Source organism: Pseudomonas sp. GM60, assembly GCF_000282415.1.
Classification (GTDB): Bacteria; Pseudomonadota; Gammaproteobacteria; order Pseudomonadales; family Pseudomonadaceae; genus Aquipseudomonas; species Aquipseudomonas migulae.
Map to the genome: position 1 here is coordinate 156,023 of NZ_AKJI01000026.1, position 16,156 is coordinate 172,178.

The 16,156-nt window shown below is 61.1% G+C and carries 17 protein-coding genes; 7 read left to right on the plus strand and 10 right to left on the minus strand.

Annotation, left to right across the window (positions count from 1 at the left end):
* The first annotated feature begins 96 nt into the window (after positions 1 to 96).
* On the plus strand, positions 97 to 1,473 hold the full coding sequence (locus tag PMI32_RS24300; protein WP_008025563.1) for a multicopper oxidase family protein: 1,377 nt from the start codon (positions 97 to 99) through the stop codon (positions 1,471 to 1,473).
* Complete coding sequence (gene tadA / locus PMI32_RS24295; RefSeq protein WP_008025564.1) at positions 1,473 to 1,970, plus strand: tRNA adenosine(34) deaminase TadA; 498 nt, start codon at positions 1,473 to 1,475, stop codon at positions 1,968 to 1,970. Before PMI32_RS24300 ends, tadA begins: the two co-directional genes overlap by 1 nt.
* A gap of 132 nt (positions 1,971 to 2,102) precedes the next feature.
* Here the strand turns inward: tadA and cmoB are convergent, their stop codons facing one another.
* The 7 genes from cmoB to PMI32_RS24260 all read right to left on the minus strand — a co-directional run bounded on the left by cmoB (position 2,103) and on the right by PMI32_RS24260 (position 8,997).
* Positions 2,103 to 3,059, minus strand: a complete 957-nt coding sequence (cmoB, locus tag PMI32_RS24290; RefSeq protein WP_008025566.1) for a tRNA 5-methoxyuridine(34)/uridine 5-oxyacetic acid(34) synthase CmoB — start codon at positions 3,057 to 3,059, stop codon at positions 2,103 to 2,105.
* Positions 3,056 to 3,835 (minus strand): carboxy-S-adenosyl-L-methionine synthase CmoA, encoded by a 780-nt coding sequence (gene cmoA, locus PMI32_RS24285; protein ID WP_177318187.1) that lies wholly within the window; start codon positions 3,833 to 3,835, stop codon positions 3,056 to 3,058. The genes cmoB and cmoA overlap by 4 nt, the downstream gene beginning before the upstream one ends.
* 141 nt (positions 3,836 to 3,976) lie before the next feature.
* On the minus strand, positions 3,977 to 4,612 hold the full coding sequence (locus PMI32_RS24280; protein ID WP_008025570.1) for a lysoplasmalogenase: 636 nt from the start codon (positions 4,610 to 4,612) through the stop codon (positions 3,977 to 3,979).
* Between the two features lie 2 nt (positions 4,613 to 4,614).
* Entirely contained in the window at positions 4,615 to 5,007 is a 393-nt protein-coding gene (locus tag PMI32_RS24275; RefSeq protein WP_008025571.1) for a protease inhibitor I42 family protein, read from the minus strand.
* A gap of 218 nt (positions 5,008 to 5,225) precedes the next feature.
* Complete coding sequence (lon, locus tag PMI32_RS24270) at positions 5,226 to 7,643, minus strand: endopeptidase La (RefSeq protein WP_008025574.1); 2,418 nt, start codon at positions 7,641 to 7,643, stop codon at positions 5,226 to 5,228.
* A gap of 247 nt (positions 7,644 to 7,890) precedes the next feature.
* Positions 7,891 to 8,394, minus strand: coding sequence for a L,D-transpeptidase family protein (locus tag PMI32_RS24265; RefSeq protein WP_008025576.1), 504 nt, complete (start codon positions 8,392 to 8,394; stop codon positions 7,891 to 7,893).
* Between the two features lie 51 nt (positions 8,395 to 8,445).
* Positions 8,446 to 8,997 (minus strand): NUDIX hydrolase, encoded by a 552-nt coding sequence (locus PMI32_RS24260; protein WP_008025578.1) that lies wholly within the window; start codon positions 8,995 to 8,997, stop codon positions 8,446 to 8,448.
* A 147-nt stretch (positions 8,998 to 9,144) separates the two neighbouring features.
* On the opposite strand from PMI32_RS24260, the gene PMI32_RS24255 reads away from it, so the two are divergent.
* From PMI32_RS24255 to purT, 5 genes are all read left to right on the plus strand, one after another.
* Positions 9,145 to 9,744 (plus strand): CoA pyrophosphatase, encoded by a 600-nt coding sequence (locus PMI32_RS24255; protein ID WP_008025581.1) that lies wholly within the window; start codon positions 9,145 to 9,147, stop codon positions 9,742 to 9,744.
* A gap of 54 nt (positions 9,745 to 9,798) precedes the next feature.
* Positions 9,799 to 10,323, plus strand: coding sequence for a gamma carbonic anhydrase family protein (locus PMI32_RS24250; protein WP_008025583.1), 525 nt, complete (start codon positions 9,799 to 9,801; stop codon positions 10,321 to 10,323).
* On the plus strand, positions 10,320 to 10,535 hold the full coding sequence (locus tag PMI32_RS24245) for a DUF1289 domain-containing protein (protein WP_008025585.1): 216 nt from the start codon (positions 10,320 to 10,322) through the stop codon (positions 10,533 to 10,535). The genes PMI32_RS24250 and PMI32_RS24245 overlap by 4 nt, the downstream gene beginning before the upstream one ends.
* A 138-nt stretch (positions 10,536 to 10,673) precedes the next feature.
* Positions 10,674 to 11,141 (plus strand): 7-cyano-7-deazaguanine/7-aminomethyl-7-deazaguanine transporter, encoded by a 468-nt coding sequence (locus tag PMI32_RS24240; RefSeq protein WP_008025587.1) that lies wholly within the window; start codon positions 10,674 to 10,676, stop codon positions 11,139 to 11,141.
* Positions 11,142 to 11,241: 100 nt separating this feature from the next.
* Positions 11,242 to 12,423, plus strand: a complete 1,182-nt coding sequence (purT, locus tag PMI32_RS24235; protein ID WP_008025588.1) for a formate-dependent phosphoribosylglycinamide formyltransferase — start codon at positions 11,242 to 11,244, stop codon at positions 12,421 to 12,423.
* A gap of 113 nt (positions 12,424 to 12,536) precedes the next feature.
* Here purT and PMI32_RS24230 read toward each other — a convergent pair whose 3' ends face one another.
* From PMI32_RS24230 to PMI32_RS24220, 3 genes are all read right to left on the minus strand, one after another.
* Positions 12,537 to 13,853 carry an MFS transporter gene (locus PMI32_RS24230; protein WP_008025590.1) on the minus strand — a complete coding sequence of 439 codons (1,317 nt, stop codon included), beginning with the start codon at positions 13,851 to 13,853 and terminating at the stop codon, positions 12,537 to 12,539.
* Between the two features lie 230 nt (positions 13,854 to 14,083).
* The gene (locus tag PMI32_RS24225; protein ID WP_008025591.1) at positions 14,084 to 15,316 is read right to left on the minus strand and encodes a transporter associated domain-containing protein; all 1,233 of its coding nucleotides are present in this window, start codon (positions 15,314 to 15,316) and stop codon (positions 14,084 to 14,086) included.
* A gap of 12 nt (positions 15,317 to 15,328) precedes the next feature.
* Positions 15,329 to 16,141, minus strand: a complete 813-nt coding sequence (locus PMI32_RS24220) for a cytochrome C assembly family protein (RefSeq protein WP_032828592.1) — start codon at positions 16,139 to 16,141, stop codon at positions 15,329 to 15,331.
* Positions 16,142 to 16,156: the final 15 nt, after the last annotated feature.

Here is a 16,156-nt window from a genome sequence, read left to right on the forward strand (position 1 = left end):
ACTCGGTCGCCCTTACCGTTTCTCAACCGCAGGTGTATCGTATTCGCCTTTTCCAGGTCTCCGGACCTGTCGCTGATACGTGAGGTAGTTGAGTTCATGTCCTTTACCCGTCGCCAAATCCTCGGTGGCCTGGCCGGTCTTGTTGTCGTTGGCGTTGGTGCGGGGGGCGCGTCGCGTTACTGGCTGGGCAAGATGGCCGACGCCGATGCGGGCCATGACTATGAGCTGATTGCGGCGCCGCTGGACGTCGAACTGGTGGCCGGGCACAAGACCCAAGCCTGGGCGTTCGGCCCGTCGGCGCCGGGCACCGAGTTGCGCGTGCGTCAGGGCGAATGGCTGCGGGTGCGGTTCATCAACCACTTGCCGGTGGCGACCACCATTCACTGGCACGGCATCCGCCTGCCGCTGGAGATGGACGGCGTGCCCTACGTCTCGCAGCTGCCGGTGCTGCCGGGTGAATACTTCGACTACAAATTCCGCGTGCCCGATGCCGGCAGCTATTGGTATCACCCGCATGTGAACAGCAGCGAAGAACTGGGCCGTGGTCTGGTGGGACCGCTGATTGTCGAAGAGCGCGAGCCGACCGGTTTCAAGTACGAGAAAACCTTGAGCCTCAAGAGCTGGCATGTCGACGAGGTGGGCAATTTCGTCGAGTTCAGCATTCCCCGGGAAGCGGCCCGGGGCGGCACGGCGGGGCGTCTGGCGACGATCAATGGTGTGCCGCAAGCGGTCATCGATTTGCCGGCCGGGCAGATCACCCGCGTGCGCCTGCTCAATCTCGATAACACCTTGACCTATCGCCTCAACATTCCCGGTGTCGAGGCGCAGATCTACGCGTTGGACGGCAATCCCGTCGAGCCACGCCCGTTGGGCAAGGAATACTGGCTCGGGCCGGGCATGCGCATTTGCCTGGCAATCAAGGCACCTGCGGCCGGTGAAGAATTATCCCTGCGCAACGGCCCGGTACGCTTGGGCACGTTCCGCTCTGTGGCGAACACCGAGGCCCCAACCGAGTGGCCGCCCGCGCTGCCCGCCAACCCGGTAGCCGAGCCGGACCTGGCCAATGCCGAGAAACTCAACTTCAATTTCGAATGGGTGGGGTCCGTCTCGGTGAACGTCGACAACGGCCGGCCGCCGAGCCTGTGGCAGATCAACGGCAAGGCCTGGGACATCACCGACAAGACCTGCGCCGATCGCCCGATTGCCAAGCTCGAGAAGGGCAAAAGCTACATTTTCGAATTGAAGAACATGACTCAGTACCAGCACCCGATTCACCTGCATGGCATGAGCTTCAAGGTCATTGCCTCGAACCGGCACAAGGTCATCCCGTATTTCACCGACACTTATTTGCTGGGCAAGAACGAGCGCGCGCAAGTGGCGCTGGTGGCGGATAACCCTGGGGTGTGGATGTTCCATTGCCATGTGATCGACCACATGGAAACCGGCCTGATGGCCGCGATCGAGGTGGCGTGATGCGTCAGATTCGTCCCGCCGCGATCATCGACCGCAGTCGTGATCGCGACTTCATGCGCGAAGCGCTGGCGCTGGCCGCACAAGGCGCTGCGCTGGGTGAAGTGCCGGTGGGCGCGGTGTTGGTACAGGACGGTGAAATCATCGGTCGCGGCTTCAATTGCCCGATCAGCGGCAACGACCCGAGCGCGCATGCCGAGATGGTCGCCATCCGCGCGGCGGCATTGGCCGCCAGCAATTATCGCCTGCCGGGCAGTACGCTGTACGTGACGCTTGAGCCGTGCAGCATGTGCGCCGGGCTGATCGTGCATTCGCGCATTGCGCGGGTGGTGTACGGCGCGCTGGAGCCCAAGGCGGGGATTGTGCAGAGTCAGGGGCAGTTCTTTACCCAGGGCTTTTTGAATCACCGGGTGCTGTATGAAGGTGGGGTGTTGGCCGAGGAATGCGGGGCGGTGCTCAGCGAATTCTTCAAGGCCCGACGGGCCAAACCCGCAGAATAAACGCGGACCCAATGTGGGAGCGGGCTTGCTCGCGAATGCGATTTAACATTCAGCAGAGATGTTGACTGACCCACCGCATTCGCGAGCAAGCCCGCTCCCACATTTGGATCTGCGGTGGTTTGGATATCGGGTTTATTTACGGGCGACGATCACCGCGCGCATCGGCGCCGGCAGCCCTTCAATCGTCTTGCTGTGATCCTCGGGATCGAGGAAATCACTCAACGACTGATACTTCATCCACTCCGTGCCGCGCTGTTCCTCGACGGTCGTCACGCTGACATCTACGCACTTCACGTCCGTGAAACCGGCACGCCGCAACCAGAGCATAAGCGCCGGCACCGATGGCAAGAACCACACGTTACGCATCTGCGCATAACGGTCTTCCGGCACCAGCACCTGCTGTTGATCACCTTCGATCACCAGCGTCTCCAGCACCAGTTCGCCGCCCTTGACCAGGCAATCCTTCAGCGCCAACAGATGCTCGATCGGCGAGCGGCGGTGGTAGAACACGCCCATGGAAAACACTGTGTCGAAGCCTTCGAGTTCCGGTGGCAGGTCTTCAAAAGGAAACGGCAGGTGCCAGGCATTCGGCTCGGACAAATAGCGCTGAACCGCCTGGAACTGACAGAAGAACAGCCAGTTCGGGTCGACGCCGATCACGCTGTCCGCGCCGGCACCGAGCATGCGCCACATGTAGTAACCATTGCCGCAGCCGACATCGAGGATGCGTTTGCCCTTCAGGTCCAGATGTGGCGCGACTCGCGACCATTTCCAGTCCGAGCGCCATTCGGTGTCGACGTGCACGCCGAACAGATCGAACGGGCCTTTGCGCCACGGCGACAACCCCATCAATGCGGTACGCATTTGCGCGCGGGTCTCAGCGTCGCAATCGGTGTCCAGGGTCAGGCCATTCAGTAGGTCGACTTCACTCGGCTGGATTTTTGGCAAGGCGTCCAGCGCACTCTGCCAGCGCTCGAGGTCGCCGTGACCCTTTTCCATTTTCTTGTCGAGTTGCGCTTGCAGGGTGTTGGCCCATTCGGCCAGCGGTGTACCGGCCAGACGGCGGGCGAGGGGGGACAGATCAATCATGGCAAGGCAATCAACGAGGCAAAGTTAAGACACTGGAACCACGGCACGACTTTCGAGAACCCGGCGGCCAACAGGCGCTCGCGGTGTTCTTCGAGGCTGTCGGGCTTCATGACGTTTTCGATGGCGCTGCGCTTCTGGGCGATTTCCAGTTCGCTGTAGCCGTTGGCGCGTTTGAAGGCGACGTGCAGGTCGGTGAGCAGCGCGTGTTCTTCGGGGTCGTTGAAGCGCAGCTTTTCCGAGAGGATCAACGCACCGCCAGGCAGCAGCGATTGACGGATGCGACTCAGCAACGCGGTGCGCTGCTCGGGAGCAATGAATTGCAACGTGAAGTTCAGCGCCACCACCGAGGCTGGCTGAAAGTCGAGGGCGAGGATGTCGCCTTCGATCACTTCCACCGGCAGTAACTCCTGGAACATCGAATCCTGACCGTTGAGGTATTCGCGGCAGCGTTCGACCATCGCCGCCGAGTTATCCACAGCGATGACGCGGCAGCCGTCGGTACGAACGTGACGGCGCAACGCCTGGGTCACGGCGCCGAGGGACGAGCCGAGGTCGTAGAGCACGCTGTTGGGCTGGGCGAATTGCGCGGCGAGCACGCCGAGGTTTTCGACAATGGTCGGATAACCTGGCACCGAGCGCTTGATCATGTCCGGGAACACCCGCACCACGTCCTCGTTAAAGGCGAAGTCGGGCACCTGGGCCAAAGGCTGGGCGAAAAGGCGATCGGGTTCTTTGCTCACGGCGGTTCCAGCGGCGTATGTGGAAAAGGCCGGCATTTTAGCCAACTTGGCGCGGGGATGCGCGGGTTGTCTGATAAAGCGGTGGGCAGGCTTTTAGATATTCGTGTTCAGGGACATTGCTTCGCGAGCAGGCTCGCTCCTACAGGACCTGTGGGAGTGAGCCTGCTCGCGATGAATTCAGCGCGGTCTTGTGCCGAACGCGGATGCCGCAATCCCCCATTGCCCCAGCCAGTAACTGAGGATGATCACGTAAGGTGCGGCATGAAACGGCGCAACAAACCGGTTGATGCCAATCACGCTGTCCGAAAACACAAACGCCAGCGCACCGCCCGCTGCCAGCATCGCCGAGCGCTTCGGTACATCGGTGCCCAGGCGAGCCAGTGCCCGCCAAAGCATGGCGCTGATGGCCAGACCGTAGACGATCACCGGGATCAGCAATGGACCCAGACCATTGGCAATCAAAATCCCCAACAGCACCGCGCCGACGCCCAGCGCGAGGATCAACGGCAACACCGCCAACCGCCGGCAATCACTCAAATACGCTTTCAGATAGGCAAGGTGCGCGACCAAAAACGCCCCGAGGCCGAACACAAACAAATCCCCCGGCCACGCGAGCAACACATCGCCCAGCAGGGAAAAGATCAAACCCAGGCTGATCCAGCGTCGATACTCGCTGGGCGGCGCATCGTGCAGCCAGCCGAGCAAGGCCAGCACAGGCAACGGTTTGACCAGCAGGCAGAGCAGCGCGGCGTGCACGCTCAGGCCGTAAAGAAAGGTCACCGCGCCCATCAGCGCCAGAATCAGCCAGCCCATGATCAGTTAACCGAGATCGCGCAGTCGAAGGTTTCCACCGCCGGCACTTCCGGCGCCCAGGGTTGTTGCGAAGTCAGGCGCAAGCGTCCGGAACCGGCGGTGAACGCCTGGAAGCGCCAGGTCGACACACCGGCTGCGCCCACGACACCGGCTTCTTCCGGGTTTCGATAAACTTCCGGCCCCAGAGCGCGCAATACGCCACCGGCCGAATCCTGGATTGCCCAGCGATAGCCCGTGGTCGGGTTGCTCGGCAGGGTCAGGATCAGGTTTTGCCCGTTATGCAGTTGCACGGGGCATTCGCTTTGTTTTTCCACGGTCACGTTCTGTTTCGGTTGCGTGGCGCACGCGGCCAGCAAGGCGAGGGCGAGGGGGACAAACAGGCGGGTGGGGGACATGAGGTCAGTGGCTCCGGCATTCACGACGAACGGCGAGCATAACTGAAGATGAGACAAAGTGTGACAGCGGCGGGAAGTGATGTCGGTAGCGCCGACGCCATCGCCAGCAAGCCGGCTCCTACAGAGGACCTGTGTCGGTCACAAAAATGTGAACGACACAAAACCCTTGTAGGAGCCGGCTTGCTGGCGATAGCGTTGGTGCGGCCACAACATGACTATCAGAACAACACCTTCGCCACATCCGCAAAACGCTTGGCAAAGTGCACGGTAATCCCTTCCTTCAGGTAATCCGGCAATTCATCAAAACTCCCACGATTCGGCTCCGGCAGAATCAATTCGAAAATCTTCTGCCGCCGCGCCGCAATCACCTTCTCGCGCACCCCGCCAATCGGCAAAACATGCCCGGTCAGCGTCAGTTCGCCGGTCATGGCCACGCCTTTTTTCGGCGGCTGGTTTCGTGCAAGCGAGAGCAGGGCACTGGCCATGGTCACGCCGGCGCTCGGGCCGTCTTTCGGGGTGGCGCCTTCTGGTACGTGCAGGTGAACAAAGGCTTCGTCGAAGAACTTCGGATCACCGCCAAACGACTTCAGATTCGAACTGACGTAGCTGTAGGCAATTTCTGCCGACTCTTTCATCACGTCGCCCAGTTGTCCGGTGAGCTTGAAGCCCCGGTTCAGCGTGTGAATCCGTGTCGCTTCGATGGGCAAGGTCGCGCCGCCCATGCTGGTCCAGGCCAGGCCGGTGATCACGCCGGTACCGGACAGCACTTGCTCATTGCGGAACACCGGATGGCCCAACGATGCTTCGAGGTCCTTCGGCGCAATTTTGATCACCGCTTTCGGCTCGTCGATCAGCTTCACCACGGCTTTGCGCACCAGTTTGCCCAGTTGTTTTTCCAACTGTCGCACCCCGGCTTCACGGGCGTAACCGTCGATCAACGCCTTCAACGCACTGTCGCTGATGCTCAGACTGCCTTTGGATACGCCAGCCTTCTCAAGTTGCTTGGGCCACAGGTGGCGCTTGGCGATGGCGATTTTTTCTTCGGTGATGTAACCCGACAGGCGAATCACTTCCATCCGGTCGAGCAACGGGCCGGGGATTGAATCGAGGGTGTTGGCGGTGCAGACGAACAGCACTTTCGACAGATCCAGACGCAGATCGAGGTAGTGATCGAGGAATTCGACGTTCTGTTCCGGGTCGAGGGTTTCCAGCAGCGCCGAGGCCGGGTCGCCCTGGTAGCTCTGGCCCATCTTGTCGATTTCGTCGAGCATGATCACCGGGTTCATCACTTCGACGTCTTTCAACGCTTGCACGAGTTTGCCCGGCATCGCACCAATGTAGGTGCGGCGGTGACCCTTGATCTCGGCTTCGTCGCGCATGCCGCCGAGGCTGAAACGATAGAACGGTCGGCCAAGGGACTCGGCGATGGATTTGCCGACGCTGGTTTTACCCACGCCCGGCGGGCCGACCAGCAGCACGATGGAACCGCTGATCTCGCCTTTGTAGGCCCCCACGGCGAGAAATTCGAGGATGCGGTCCTTGATGTCGTCAAGACCGGCGTGGTGTTTGTCCAGCACCTTGCGGGCATGTTTGAGGTCGAGTTTGTCCTCGCCATACACGCCCCACGGCACTGAGGTCGCCCAGTCGAGGTAGTTGCGCGTGACCGCGTACTCCGGCGATCCGGTCTCGAGGATCGACAGCTTGTTCATTTCCTCTTCAATGCGCTTCTGCGCCTGCGTCGACAACACCTTGCCTACCAGGCGCTGTTCGAACTGCTCGATGTCGGCGCTGCGGTCATCCTTGGTCAGGCCCAGCTCTTGCTGGATGACTTTTAACTGTTCTTTGAGGAAGAACTCGCGCTGATGCTCGCCGATCTTGCGGTTAACTTCGGCGGAAATTTCTTTTTGCAGTCGCGCAACTTCAACTTCCTTGCGCAGCATCGGCAGGACTTTTTCCATGCGCTTGAGCATCGGCACGCAGTCGAGCACTTCTTGCAGCTCGCTGCCGGTCGCCGAAGTCAGGGCGGCGGCGAAGTCGGTCAGCGGTGATGGATCGTTGGGGCTGAAACGGTTGAGGTAGTTCTTCAGCTCTTCGCTGTACAGCGGGTTGAGCGGCAGCAGTTCCTTGATCGCGTTGATCAGCGCCATGCCGTAGGCCTTGACCTCGTCGGTCGGCTCGGTCGGCTGATGCGGGTACTCGACTTCCACCAGGTACGGCGGGCGATGGTGCTTGAGCCAGGTCTTGAGGCGTACGCGGGTCAGGCCCTGGGCGACGAATTGCAGTTTGCCGTTTTCACGACTGGCGTGGTGCACCTTGACCAGCGTGCCGTAGAGCGGCAGGGCCGAGGTGTCGAAATGGCGCGGATCTTCCTGGGGCGTGTCCATGTAGAACAGGGCCAGGGAGTGATGATCGGATTTGCTCACCAGATCCAGCGTTTCAGCCCACGGTTCTTCATTGACGATCACCGGCAGCACTTGGGCCGGGAAGAACGGGCGATTGTGGATCGGGATGATGTAGACCTTGTCCGGCAGGTTCTGGCCGGGCAGGGCGAGGCCTTTGCCGGTGGAGTGGTGCGGGGCGTTTTCGGGGTCGGCGTAGTCGCTCGGGTCTTCGGGGAATTCTTGCTGGTCGCTCATGGGGCACCTGCGCAATGGGGTATGGGTCTTAGATGGGGCAGGTGGGGGGTGGTTTCAATGGCAGGAGGGTTTTCGTAACGTGTGTTCAGGTTCTGGACAGGGGGGGGAGATTTTTGGCGTCTGTCCGGGCCTCATCGCTGGCAAGCCAGCTCCTACAGGGTATGCGTAACTTTGTAGGAGCTGCGATGCGGCGACCCGACTTGCCGGCGATAGCGGACTGTCAGGAGGCGACAATCCCGCGGTGGGATTACGGGCGGATTTCGATCATCGTGCCGTCCGGCACCAGGCCCCATACCTCGCGCATGTCCATGTTGCGCATGGCGATGCAGCCGTCGGTCCAGTCCAGGGTGTGGAACAGGTTTTCAGGGTTTTCTTCGGTGTCCGGCGTACCGTGGATCATGATCATGCCGCCGGGCTCGACGCCTTCGCGCCGGGCGCGTGCAGAGTCGCTGATGTTCGGGTAGGAGATGTGCATCGCCAGGTTGAATTTATCGCTGACCTTGCGCCAGTCCAGCCAATAGAAACCTTCAGGCGTGCGTTTGTCGCCTTCCATCAGTTTCGGCCCCTTGGGGCGTTTGCCCAGGGAGATGCGGTAGGTCTTCAACGGTTTGCCGTCGTTGATCAATTGCAATTGGTGGGCGGACTTGAGAACCAGGACTTTGTCGATGACTTTGCCGTCCAGCGTTTCCGCAACGGAAGCCTGGGAGATAGCGACGAACGACAAGCAAAACAGGGCAAGCAACCAGCGCATTGAAACGATATCCCTAAGAGGTGTCGCGGCTATTTTATTTATAGATGTTTTTTAGGTGATGGCAGGCTGAGCAAGCGGCGGGATCGACTCGGATCGCACGGGGTAGACCTCGGTCCGCCGGTCAGCGAAGAAGCATTCTAAGGTACGGCCCACCGTGCGGAAAGCCAGGGCGGACCACGGGATGTCGGCTTCGTCGAAAAGTGCCACTTCCAGGCTCTCGGGGCCGGCGGAAAAATCCAGGTCCACCAGCTCTGCGCGAAAGAACACATGCACCTGACTGATGTGCGGCACATCGATCAACGTATAGATGCTCAAGTTGCGCACCCGCGCGCAGGCTTCTTCGGCCGTTTCGCGAATGGCCGCCTGCTCGATGGTTTCACCGTTCTCCATGAAACCGGCGGGCAGGGTCCAGTAACCGAGCCGTGGCTCGATGGCGCGCCGGCACAGCAACACTTTCGAGCCCCAGGTCGCCACGCAGCCGGCGACGATATTGGGGTTCTGGTAGTGAATCGCCTGACAGCTGTCACAGACAAAACGCAGACGCGAATCGCCTTCGGGAATGCGCTGGGTGACCGGGTTGCCGCACTGACTGCAAAATTTCATGCTTGGGTTCCTGAATGCTGCGCCTATCTTGGCGTGCGGCGGTGTCTGTCGGCAAGTTGTCGTTTAGCGACACTCCGCAGTTCGGGGGCTTGGGCGGTCGATGTGATTGGTGCATGATGCGAGGTAGCGAATAAATCGAGAAGACTCATGCTGGACGAGCTACTGCATCGAGTAAGCAACCACATCCCACGCACACTGGAAACCGACAAGCGTTTCCCGGAGGCCGCGGTTCTGGTGCCCATCACTCGCAGTGATGAACCGGAACTGGTTCTGACCCTGCGCGCCAGCGGGCTCTCGACCCATGGCGGCGAAGTGGCCTTCCCCGGCGGACGCCGTGACCCGGAAGACCCGGACCTGATTTTCACCGCACTACGCGAGGCCGAAGAAGAAATCGGCCTGCCGCCGGGGCTGGTCGAAGTGATCGGGCCGTTGAGCCCGCTGATTTCCCTGCACGGTATCAAGGTCACGCCTTATGTCGGCGTGATCCCGGATTTTGTCGAGTACCTGGCCAACGACGCCGAGATCGCTGCGGTGTTCAGCGTTCCCCTGGAATTCTTCCGCAAAGACCCGCGTGAACATACCCATCGCATCGATTACCAGGGCCGCAGCTGGTACGTGCCGAGTTATCGTTATGGCGAATACAAGATCTGGGGTTTGACCGCGATCATGATCGTCGAGTTGATCAACTTGCTCTATGACGCCAAAATCAGCCTGCACCAGCCGCCCAAGAGTTTTATCAACACCTGAAGCCATCGCTCGTATGGCGTGAAGCCGCGGCTGCCTGAGCCTGAGGACAACACGATGAAATACCGCCTGGGCGACGCCCGCGTCGACACCCATCCGCAGAGCTGGGTTGCCCCCAACGCCGTGCTGGTGGGCAAGGTCAAACTGGAAGAGGGCGCCAACGTCTGGTTCAACGCCGTGTTGCGTGGGGACAACGAACTGATCCTGATCGGCAAGAACAGCAACGTCCAGGACGGCACCGTGATGCACACCGACATGGGCTACCCGCTGACCATCGGCACCGGCGTGACCATCGGCCACAACGCCATGCTCCACGGCTGCACCGTCGGTGACTACAGCCTGATCGGTATTAATGCAGTGATCCTCAACGGCGCAAAAATCGGCAAGAACTGCATCATCGGCGCCAACTCGCTGATCGGCGAAGGCAAGGAGATTCCGGACGGTTCGCTGGTCATGGGCTCACCCGGCAAGGTGGTGCGCGAACTGACCGAGCCGCAGAAAAAAATGCTCGAGGCCAGCGCTGCGCACTATGTGCATAACTCCCAGCGTTATGCCCGCGATCTGGCAGAGCAGGAAGAATGAACACGCCCGAACGCCCGGTGCTATCGCCCTGCGTGAACATCTGTGCGCTGGACGACGATGACATCTGCACCGGGTGCCAGCGCACCGTGGCGGAAATCACGGGCTGGAGCCGGATGGACAACGAAGAGCGGCGCAAGGTGTTGGGGTTGTGCCATGAGCGGGCGAAATCCAGCGGGTTGCTCTGGATGATCGGGGCGAAACCGGGAAATTGAGGCGCGGCCATCGCGAGCAGGCTCGCTCCCACAGGGGAATGCGATCAAATGTGGGAGCGAGCCTGCTCGCGAAAGCGTCAGCGCTGACACCACCGCCCCCTCTGAAGTAACCTGTGCGCCAATTTGACAGGTACCTCCATGCTCTTCCTGATCGCCTACATCTGCAGCGTCGTGCTGATCAACTACGCCTTTTCCACCGCGCCGCACCTGGACATCATCTGGTCCGCCTGGGGCGGTTTGGTCTTTGTCCTGCGCGACATGGTGCAAACCCGTTTCGGCCACGGTGCAATCGCGGCGATGCTGGCGGCGCTGGTGCTGTCCTATGTCACCTCCGATCCCTCCATCGCCCTGGCCAGCGCCACCGCGTTCGCGGTCTCCGAATGCATCGACTGGCTGGTGTTCAGCATCACCAAACGCCCGCTGCACGACCGCCTGTGGATAAGTTCGGCCCTGAGCATTCCCCTCGATACCTTCATATTCTTCGGCATGATCGACGCCTTTACCCCAGCCGTGATCCTCACCGCCATGGGCTCGAAGTTCGCCGGCGTGACCGCCGTGTGGCTGATCATGGCGTGGCGCTTGCGCAAACTGGCTGTCGCCGGCTGAAGCCAAACCCTCAGGTTCATGTAAAATGCCGCGCTTTCTCCCCATGGGAAGCGTGCCAGGCACCGCGACCCTCGATGATCCGCTCCTTTGAGGACCTGAGATGACCCGTATCGGAACTCCATTGTCGCCAACCGCGACCCGCGTATTGATGTGTGGCTGTGGTGAGTTGGGCAAGGAAGTGGTGATCGAGCTGCAACGCCTGGGCGTTGAAGTGATTGCCGTTGACCGTTACGCCAACGCGCCGGCCATGCAAGTCGCTCACCGCAGCCATGTGATCAACATGCTCGACGGCGCTGCCCTGCGTGCCGTGATCGAAGCCGAGAAGCCGCATTTCATCGTGCCGGAAATCGAAGCCATCGCCACCGCGACCCTGGTCGAACTGGAAGCCGAAGGCTTCACCGTGATCCCGACCGCCCGCGCCGCGCAACTGACCATGAACCGTGAAGGCATCCGTCGCCTGGCCGCTGAAGAGCTGGACCTGCCGACCTCGCCGTACCACTTTGCCGACACCTTCGAGGATTACAGCAAAGCCGTTCAGGACCTGGGCTTCCCGTGCGTGGTCAAGCCGGTGATGAGTTCGTCGGGTAAGGGCCAGAGCCTGTTGCGCAGCGTCGATGACGTGAAAACCGCGTGGGATTACGCGCAAGAAGGCGGTCGTGCCGGTAAAGGTCGGGTGATCGTCGAGGGTTTCATCGACTTCGATTACGAAATCACCTTGCTGACCGTGCGTCACGTCGGCGGCACCACGTTCTGCGCGCCGGTCGGTCACCGTCAGGAGAAGGGCGACTATCAGGAATCCTGGCAGCCACAAGCCATGAGCCCGGTTGCCCTGGCGGAATCCGAGCGTGTGGCCAAGGCGGTCACCGAAGCCTTGGGCGGTCGTGGTCTGTTTGGCGTCGAGCTGTTCATCAAAGGCGATCAGGTGTGGTTCAGCGAAGTCTCGCCGCGCCCGCATGACACCGGCCTGGTGACCCTGATTTCTCAGGACCTTTCGCAGTTCGCACTGCACGCACGGGCCATTCTGGGGCTGCCGATTCCATTGATCCGTCAGTTTGCGCCTTCGGCTTCGGCGGTAATTCTGGTGGAAGGGCAGTCGACCCAGATGGCTTTCGCCAATCTCGGCGCGGCATTGAGCGAGCCAGACACGGCGTTGCGTCTGTTCGGCAAACCTGAAGTGAATGGTCAGCGCCGGATGGGTGTGGCGCTGGCGCGGGACGAGTCGATCGAGGCTGCCCGGGCTAAAGCGACCCGTGCTTCTCAGGCGGTCGTTGTAGAGCTGTAACCGAGGCGCGGCCTTCGCGGGCAAGCCTCGCTCCTACAGGTTATTTGTCGAGCGAACCATTGTCGTTCGACGCGGACCTGTAGGAGCGAGGCTTGCCCGCGAAGCTTTTTCTATCAGGCCACCCGATTCAAATCGTTGTGACGCGTCTCTTTCAGACACAGCACCGCAATCAAACTCAGCACCGCCGCCCCCGACACATACCCGCCGACATAACTCAAACCACCCATCGCCACCAGCTTCTGCGCAAAGAACGGCGCCGCCGAGGCTCCGACAATGCCGCCCAGGTTGTAGGCCGCTGACGCGCCGGTATAACGCACGTGTGTCGGAAACAGCTCCGGCAGCAGCGCACCCATTGGCGCAAACGTCACGCCCATCAGAAACAGCTCGACGCACAGGAACAGCGCCACGCCCCAGGTCGAACCCTGGGTCAGCAGCGGTTCCATCAAGAACCCGGACAGAATCGCCAGCACGCCGCCGATGATCAGCACCGGTTTGCGCCCGTATCTGTCACTGGCCCAGGCCGACAATGGTGTCGCGGCAGCCATGAACAGCACCGCAAAACACAGCAGCGCGAGGAAGGTTTCGCGGGTGTAGCCCAGCGTCGACACGCCATAACTCAGTGAAAACACCGTCGAGATGTAGAACAGCGCGTAGCACACCACCATCGAACCGGCGCCCAGCAGCATCGGCGCCCAATACTGGCTGAACAGCTCGACCAGCGGGATCTTCACTCGCTCTTGACGGGCCATGGCATTGGCGAACACCGGGGTTTCGTGCAGTTTGAGGCGCACGTACAGGCCGACCATCACCAACGCTGCGCTGAGCAGGAACGGGATCCGCCAGCCCCACGAACGGAACTGTTCGTCGTTCAGTGTCATTGCCAGTGTCAAAAACAGCCCGTTGGCCGCGAGAAAGCCAATCGACGGGCCAAGCTGCGGGAACATGCCGAACCAGGCGCGCTTGCCCTTGGGCGCGTTTTCCGTCGCCAGCAATGCCGCGCCGCCCCATTCGCCACCCAGGCCCAAACCCTGGCCGAAGCGCAGCACGCAGAGCAGGATCGGTGCCCAGGCCCCGATGCTGTCGTAACCCGGCAGCACGCCGATCAGCGTGGTGCACACGCCCATCAACAGCAAGGAGGCGACCAGGGTAGATTTGCGCCCGATGCGGTCACCGAAGTGGCCGAACAGTGCCGAGCCCAGCGGCCTGGCGAGGAACGCGATGCCGAACGTGAGAAACGCCGAGAGCATCTGGGCCGTGCCGGAGGTCTGCGGAAAAAACACCGGACCGATCACCAGCGCCGCGGCAGTGGCGTACACGTAGAAGTCGTAGAACTCGATGGCGGTGCCGATGAAACTCGCGGTCGCCACGCGGGTGGCGGAGTTCGTCGGTTGCGCAGGCGTGGTTTCTGAATAGGTCGTGCTGGTAGTCATGCGGTAATCCCTGACAGTCATGTGCCCCAGTGGAGCGAATTATTATGGTCGAACACCCAGGGATGTGGGTTTGATGCGGGGGTGCGGGTAGCACGGGGGTGGGGCGGGGCTTGGGTAAGCGGGCTTGATTATGCCACGGCCGGAAATGCTTTTTGTAGGAGCCAGCTTGCTGGCGATAGCGATTTCAAGGGCGCCATCGCCGGCAAGCCGGCTCCTACAAGGGCGGGGTGTCAGACGGTTGTGGGGGTTGCAGCCGTGTGCCAGATCAACACGCGGGTCACGCGGTTGTCTTCGGTCTCCAGAATCTCCAGCCGATAACGCCCGATCTTCAGGCACACCGCGCTGTCCGGAATCGTCTCCAGCGCTTCGGTCACCAGCCCGTTAAGGGTTTTCGGGCCATCGCTGGGCAAATGCCAGCCGAGGCTTTTGTTCAGGTCGCGAATCGACGCCGCACCGTCGATCACCAGGCGTCCATCGGCCTGTGGATGGATGTGCGGGTTGTCCAGGCTGTGCTGGCTTTCGAATTCGCCGACGATTTCTTCGAGAATGTCTTCCAGCGTGACGATGCCGAGCACTTCGCCATACTCGTCGACCACCATGCCCAGGCGCCGCTGCTGTTTGTGGAAGTTCAGCAATTGCAGCTGCAACGGTGTGCTTTCCGGTACGAAATACGGGTCGTGACACGCGGCCAGCAGTGCTTCGCGAGTCAGCAGGCCGTCGGGCAGCAGATGGCGAATCTGCCGGGTGTTGAGCACCGCCTCGACCTGGTTGATGTCGCTGTGAAACACCGGCAGGCGCGTGCGCCGGTTGGCACGTAACTGTTCAAGGATTTCTTCGATTGAGTCGTCGAGGTTGATCCCGTCGACATCGCTGCGCGGCACCAGAATGTCGTTGACCGTGATGTTGTCCAGCGCGTGGATGCCGGACACCGCGTGCGGACGGCAAACCGGTTGTTGGTCGTCGTGACGATCCTTCGGCGTCTCGTCCTCGCTCTGCTGCACCACTTTGGCCTTGCGGGCAAACGGCCGCATCAGCAACTGGCTGATGCCATTGAGGAGCCAGGCGGCCGGGTAGATGATTTTCAGCGGCGCGCGGAGCAGGGTGTTGCCCAGCGCCAGGACCGCGTCGGGATAGCGGACGGCCAGGGTGCGCGGCAGGTAGTCGGCAAATACCAGCAGAATCGCGCCGGCCCCCAGGCACGCGGCCCATGGACCATTTTCAGCCCAAGTGAAAATCGCCAGCAAGGTGCTGATGACCACTACGAGTGCACGGCACAGGGTGTTGCAGAAAATCAGGCTGTTGAGCGGAAAACTCAGCTTTGCCACCGGTTTGTCGCTTGCACGCGAGGCGGTGCGCTGGGCCAGCAAGTGCTGGTGTGCCGCTTCAATGGCGGTGAACAGCCCCGACCATAAAATCAGCAGGGCCACTACGGCGAGCATCGGCCCTATGGGCAAGTCGTCCATTTATGCCGCCCGTCAGATGTGCAGGATGTATTCACGGACCAGCTTGCTGCCGAAATACGCGAGCATCAACAGGCAGAAACCGGCGAGGGTCCAGCGAATGGCCTTGTGTCCGCGCCAGCCGAGGCGGTTGCGGCCCCAGAGCAGCACGCTGAAGACGATCCAGGCCAGGCATGCCAGCAAGGTTTTGTGCACCAGGTGCTGGGCGAACAGATTGTCGACGAACAGCCAGCCAGAGATCAGCGACAACGACAGCAAGGTCCAGCCGGCCCACAGGAAACTGAACAGCAGGCTTTCCATGGTTTGCAGCGGCGGGAAGTTCTTGATCAGTCCGGACGGGTGCTTGTGCTTGAGCTGATGGTCCTGAACCAGCAGCAGCAAGGCCTGGAACACTGCGATGGTGAACATGCCGTAAGCCAGGATCGACAGCAGGATATGCGCGAGGATGCCCGGCTCTTCGTCGATGATCTGCACCGTGCCTGCCGGGGCGAACTGTGCCAGCAGCACGGTGGCGGCGCCCAGCGGCAACAACAATATCAGCAGGTTTTCCACCGGGATCCGCGAGCAGGCCAGCAGCGTCAGGGCAATGACTGCCGCGGCGATCAGGCTGGCGGCGCTGAAAAAGTCCAGGCCCAGGCCAATCGGTGTCAGCAGATGGGTGAACAGGCTGGCGCTGTGAGCCAGCACGGCGAGCACGCCGAGCGTGACCAGCAGGCGTTTGTTCGCCTTGGCGCCGGTGGCCAGGCGAGAGCCCTGATAAATGGTCGCAGCGGCATATAAGCAGGCGGCGGCGAGGGTGGTTAGCAAACTGGGTGACAAGGGGAGCATAAATCCTGTTAGGCA

What these genes read in the sequence shown, in the direction of transcription:
- PMI32_RS24250 (WP_008025583.1), top strand. Translation starts at nt 9,799, where the DNA reads ATGAAATACCGCCTGGGCGACGCCCGCGTCGACACCCATCCGCAGAGC.
- purT (WP_008025588.1), top strand. Translation starts at nt 11,242, where the DNA reads ATGACCCGTATCGGAACTCCATTGTCGCCAACCGCGACCCGCGTATTG.
- PMI32_RS24300 (WP_008025563.1), top strand. Translation starts at nt 97, where the DNA reads ATGTCCTTTACCCGTCGCCAAATCCTCGGTGGCCTGGCCGGTCTTGTT.
- lon (WP_008025574.1), bottom strand. Translation starts at nt 7,643, where the DNA reads ATGAGCGACCAGCAAGAATTCCCCGAAGACCCGAGCGACTACGCCGAC.
- PMI32_RS24245 (WP_008025585.1), top strand. Translation starts at nt 10,320, where the DNA reads ATGAACACGCCCGAACGCCCGGTGCTATCGCCCTGCGTGAACATCTGT.
- PMI32_RS24230 (WP_008025590.1), bottom strand. Translation starts at nt 13,853, where the DNA reads ATGACTACCAGCACGACCTATTCAGAAACCACGCCTGCGCAACCGACG.
- PMI32_RS24225 (WP_008025591.1), bottom strand. Translation starts at nt 15,316, where the DNA reads ATGGACGACTTGCCCATAGGGCCGATGCTCGCCGTAGTGGCCCTGCTG.
- PMI32_RS24255 (WP_008025581.1), top strand. Translation starts at nt 9,145, where the DNA reads ATGCTGGACGAGCTACTGCATCGAGTAAGCAACCACATCCCACGCACA.
- PMI32_RS24265 (WP_008025576.1), bottom strand. Translation starts at nt 8,394, where the DNA reads ATGCGCTGGTTGCTTGCCCTGTTTTGCTTGTCGTTCGTCGCTATCTCC.
- cmoB (WP_008025566.1), bottom strand. Translation starts at nt 3,059, where the DNA reads ATGATTGATCTGTCCCCCCTCGCCCGCCGTCTGGCCGGTACACCGCTG.
- PMI32_RS24240 (WP_008025587.1), top strand. Translation starts at nt 10,674, where the DNA reads ATGCTCTTCCTGATCGCCTACATCTGCAGCGTCGTGCTGATCAACTAC.
- PMI32_RS24220 (WP_032828592.1), bottom strand. Translation starts at nt 16,141, where the DNA reads ATGCTCCCCTTGTCACCCAGTTTGCTAACCACCCTCGCCGCCGCCTGC.
- PMI32_RS24260 (WP_008025578.1), bottom strand. Translation starts at nt 8,997, where the DNA reads ATGAAATTTTGCAGTCAGTGCGGCAACCCGGTCACCCAGCGCATTCCC.
- tadA (WP_008025564.1), top strand. Translation starts at nt 1,473, where the DNA reads ATGCGTCAGATTCGTCCCGCCGCGATCATCGACCGCAGTCGTGATCGC.
- cmoA (WP_177318187.1), bottom strand. Translation starts at nt 3,835, where the DNA reads ATGCCGGCCTTTTCCACATACGCCGCTGGAACCGCCGTGAGCAAAGAA.
- PMI32_RS24275 (WP_008025571.1), bottom strand. Translation starts at nt 5,007, where the DNA reads ATGTCCCCCACCCGCCTGTTTGTCCCCCTCGCCCTCGCCTTGCTGGCC.
- PMI32_RS24280 (WP_008025570.1), bottom strand. Translation starts at nt 4,612, where the DNA reads ATGGGCTGGCTGATTCTGGCGCTGATGGGCGCGGTGACCTTTCTTTAC.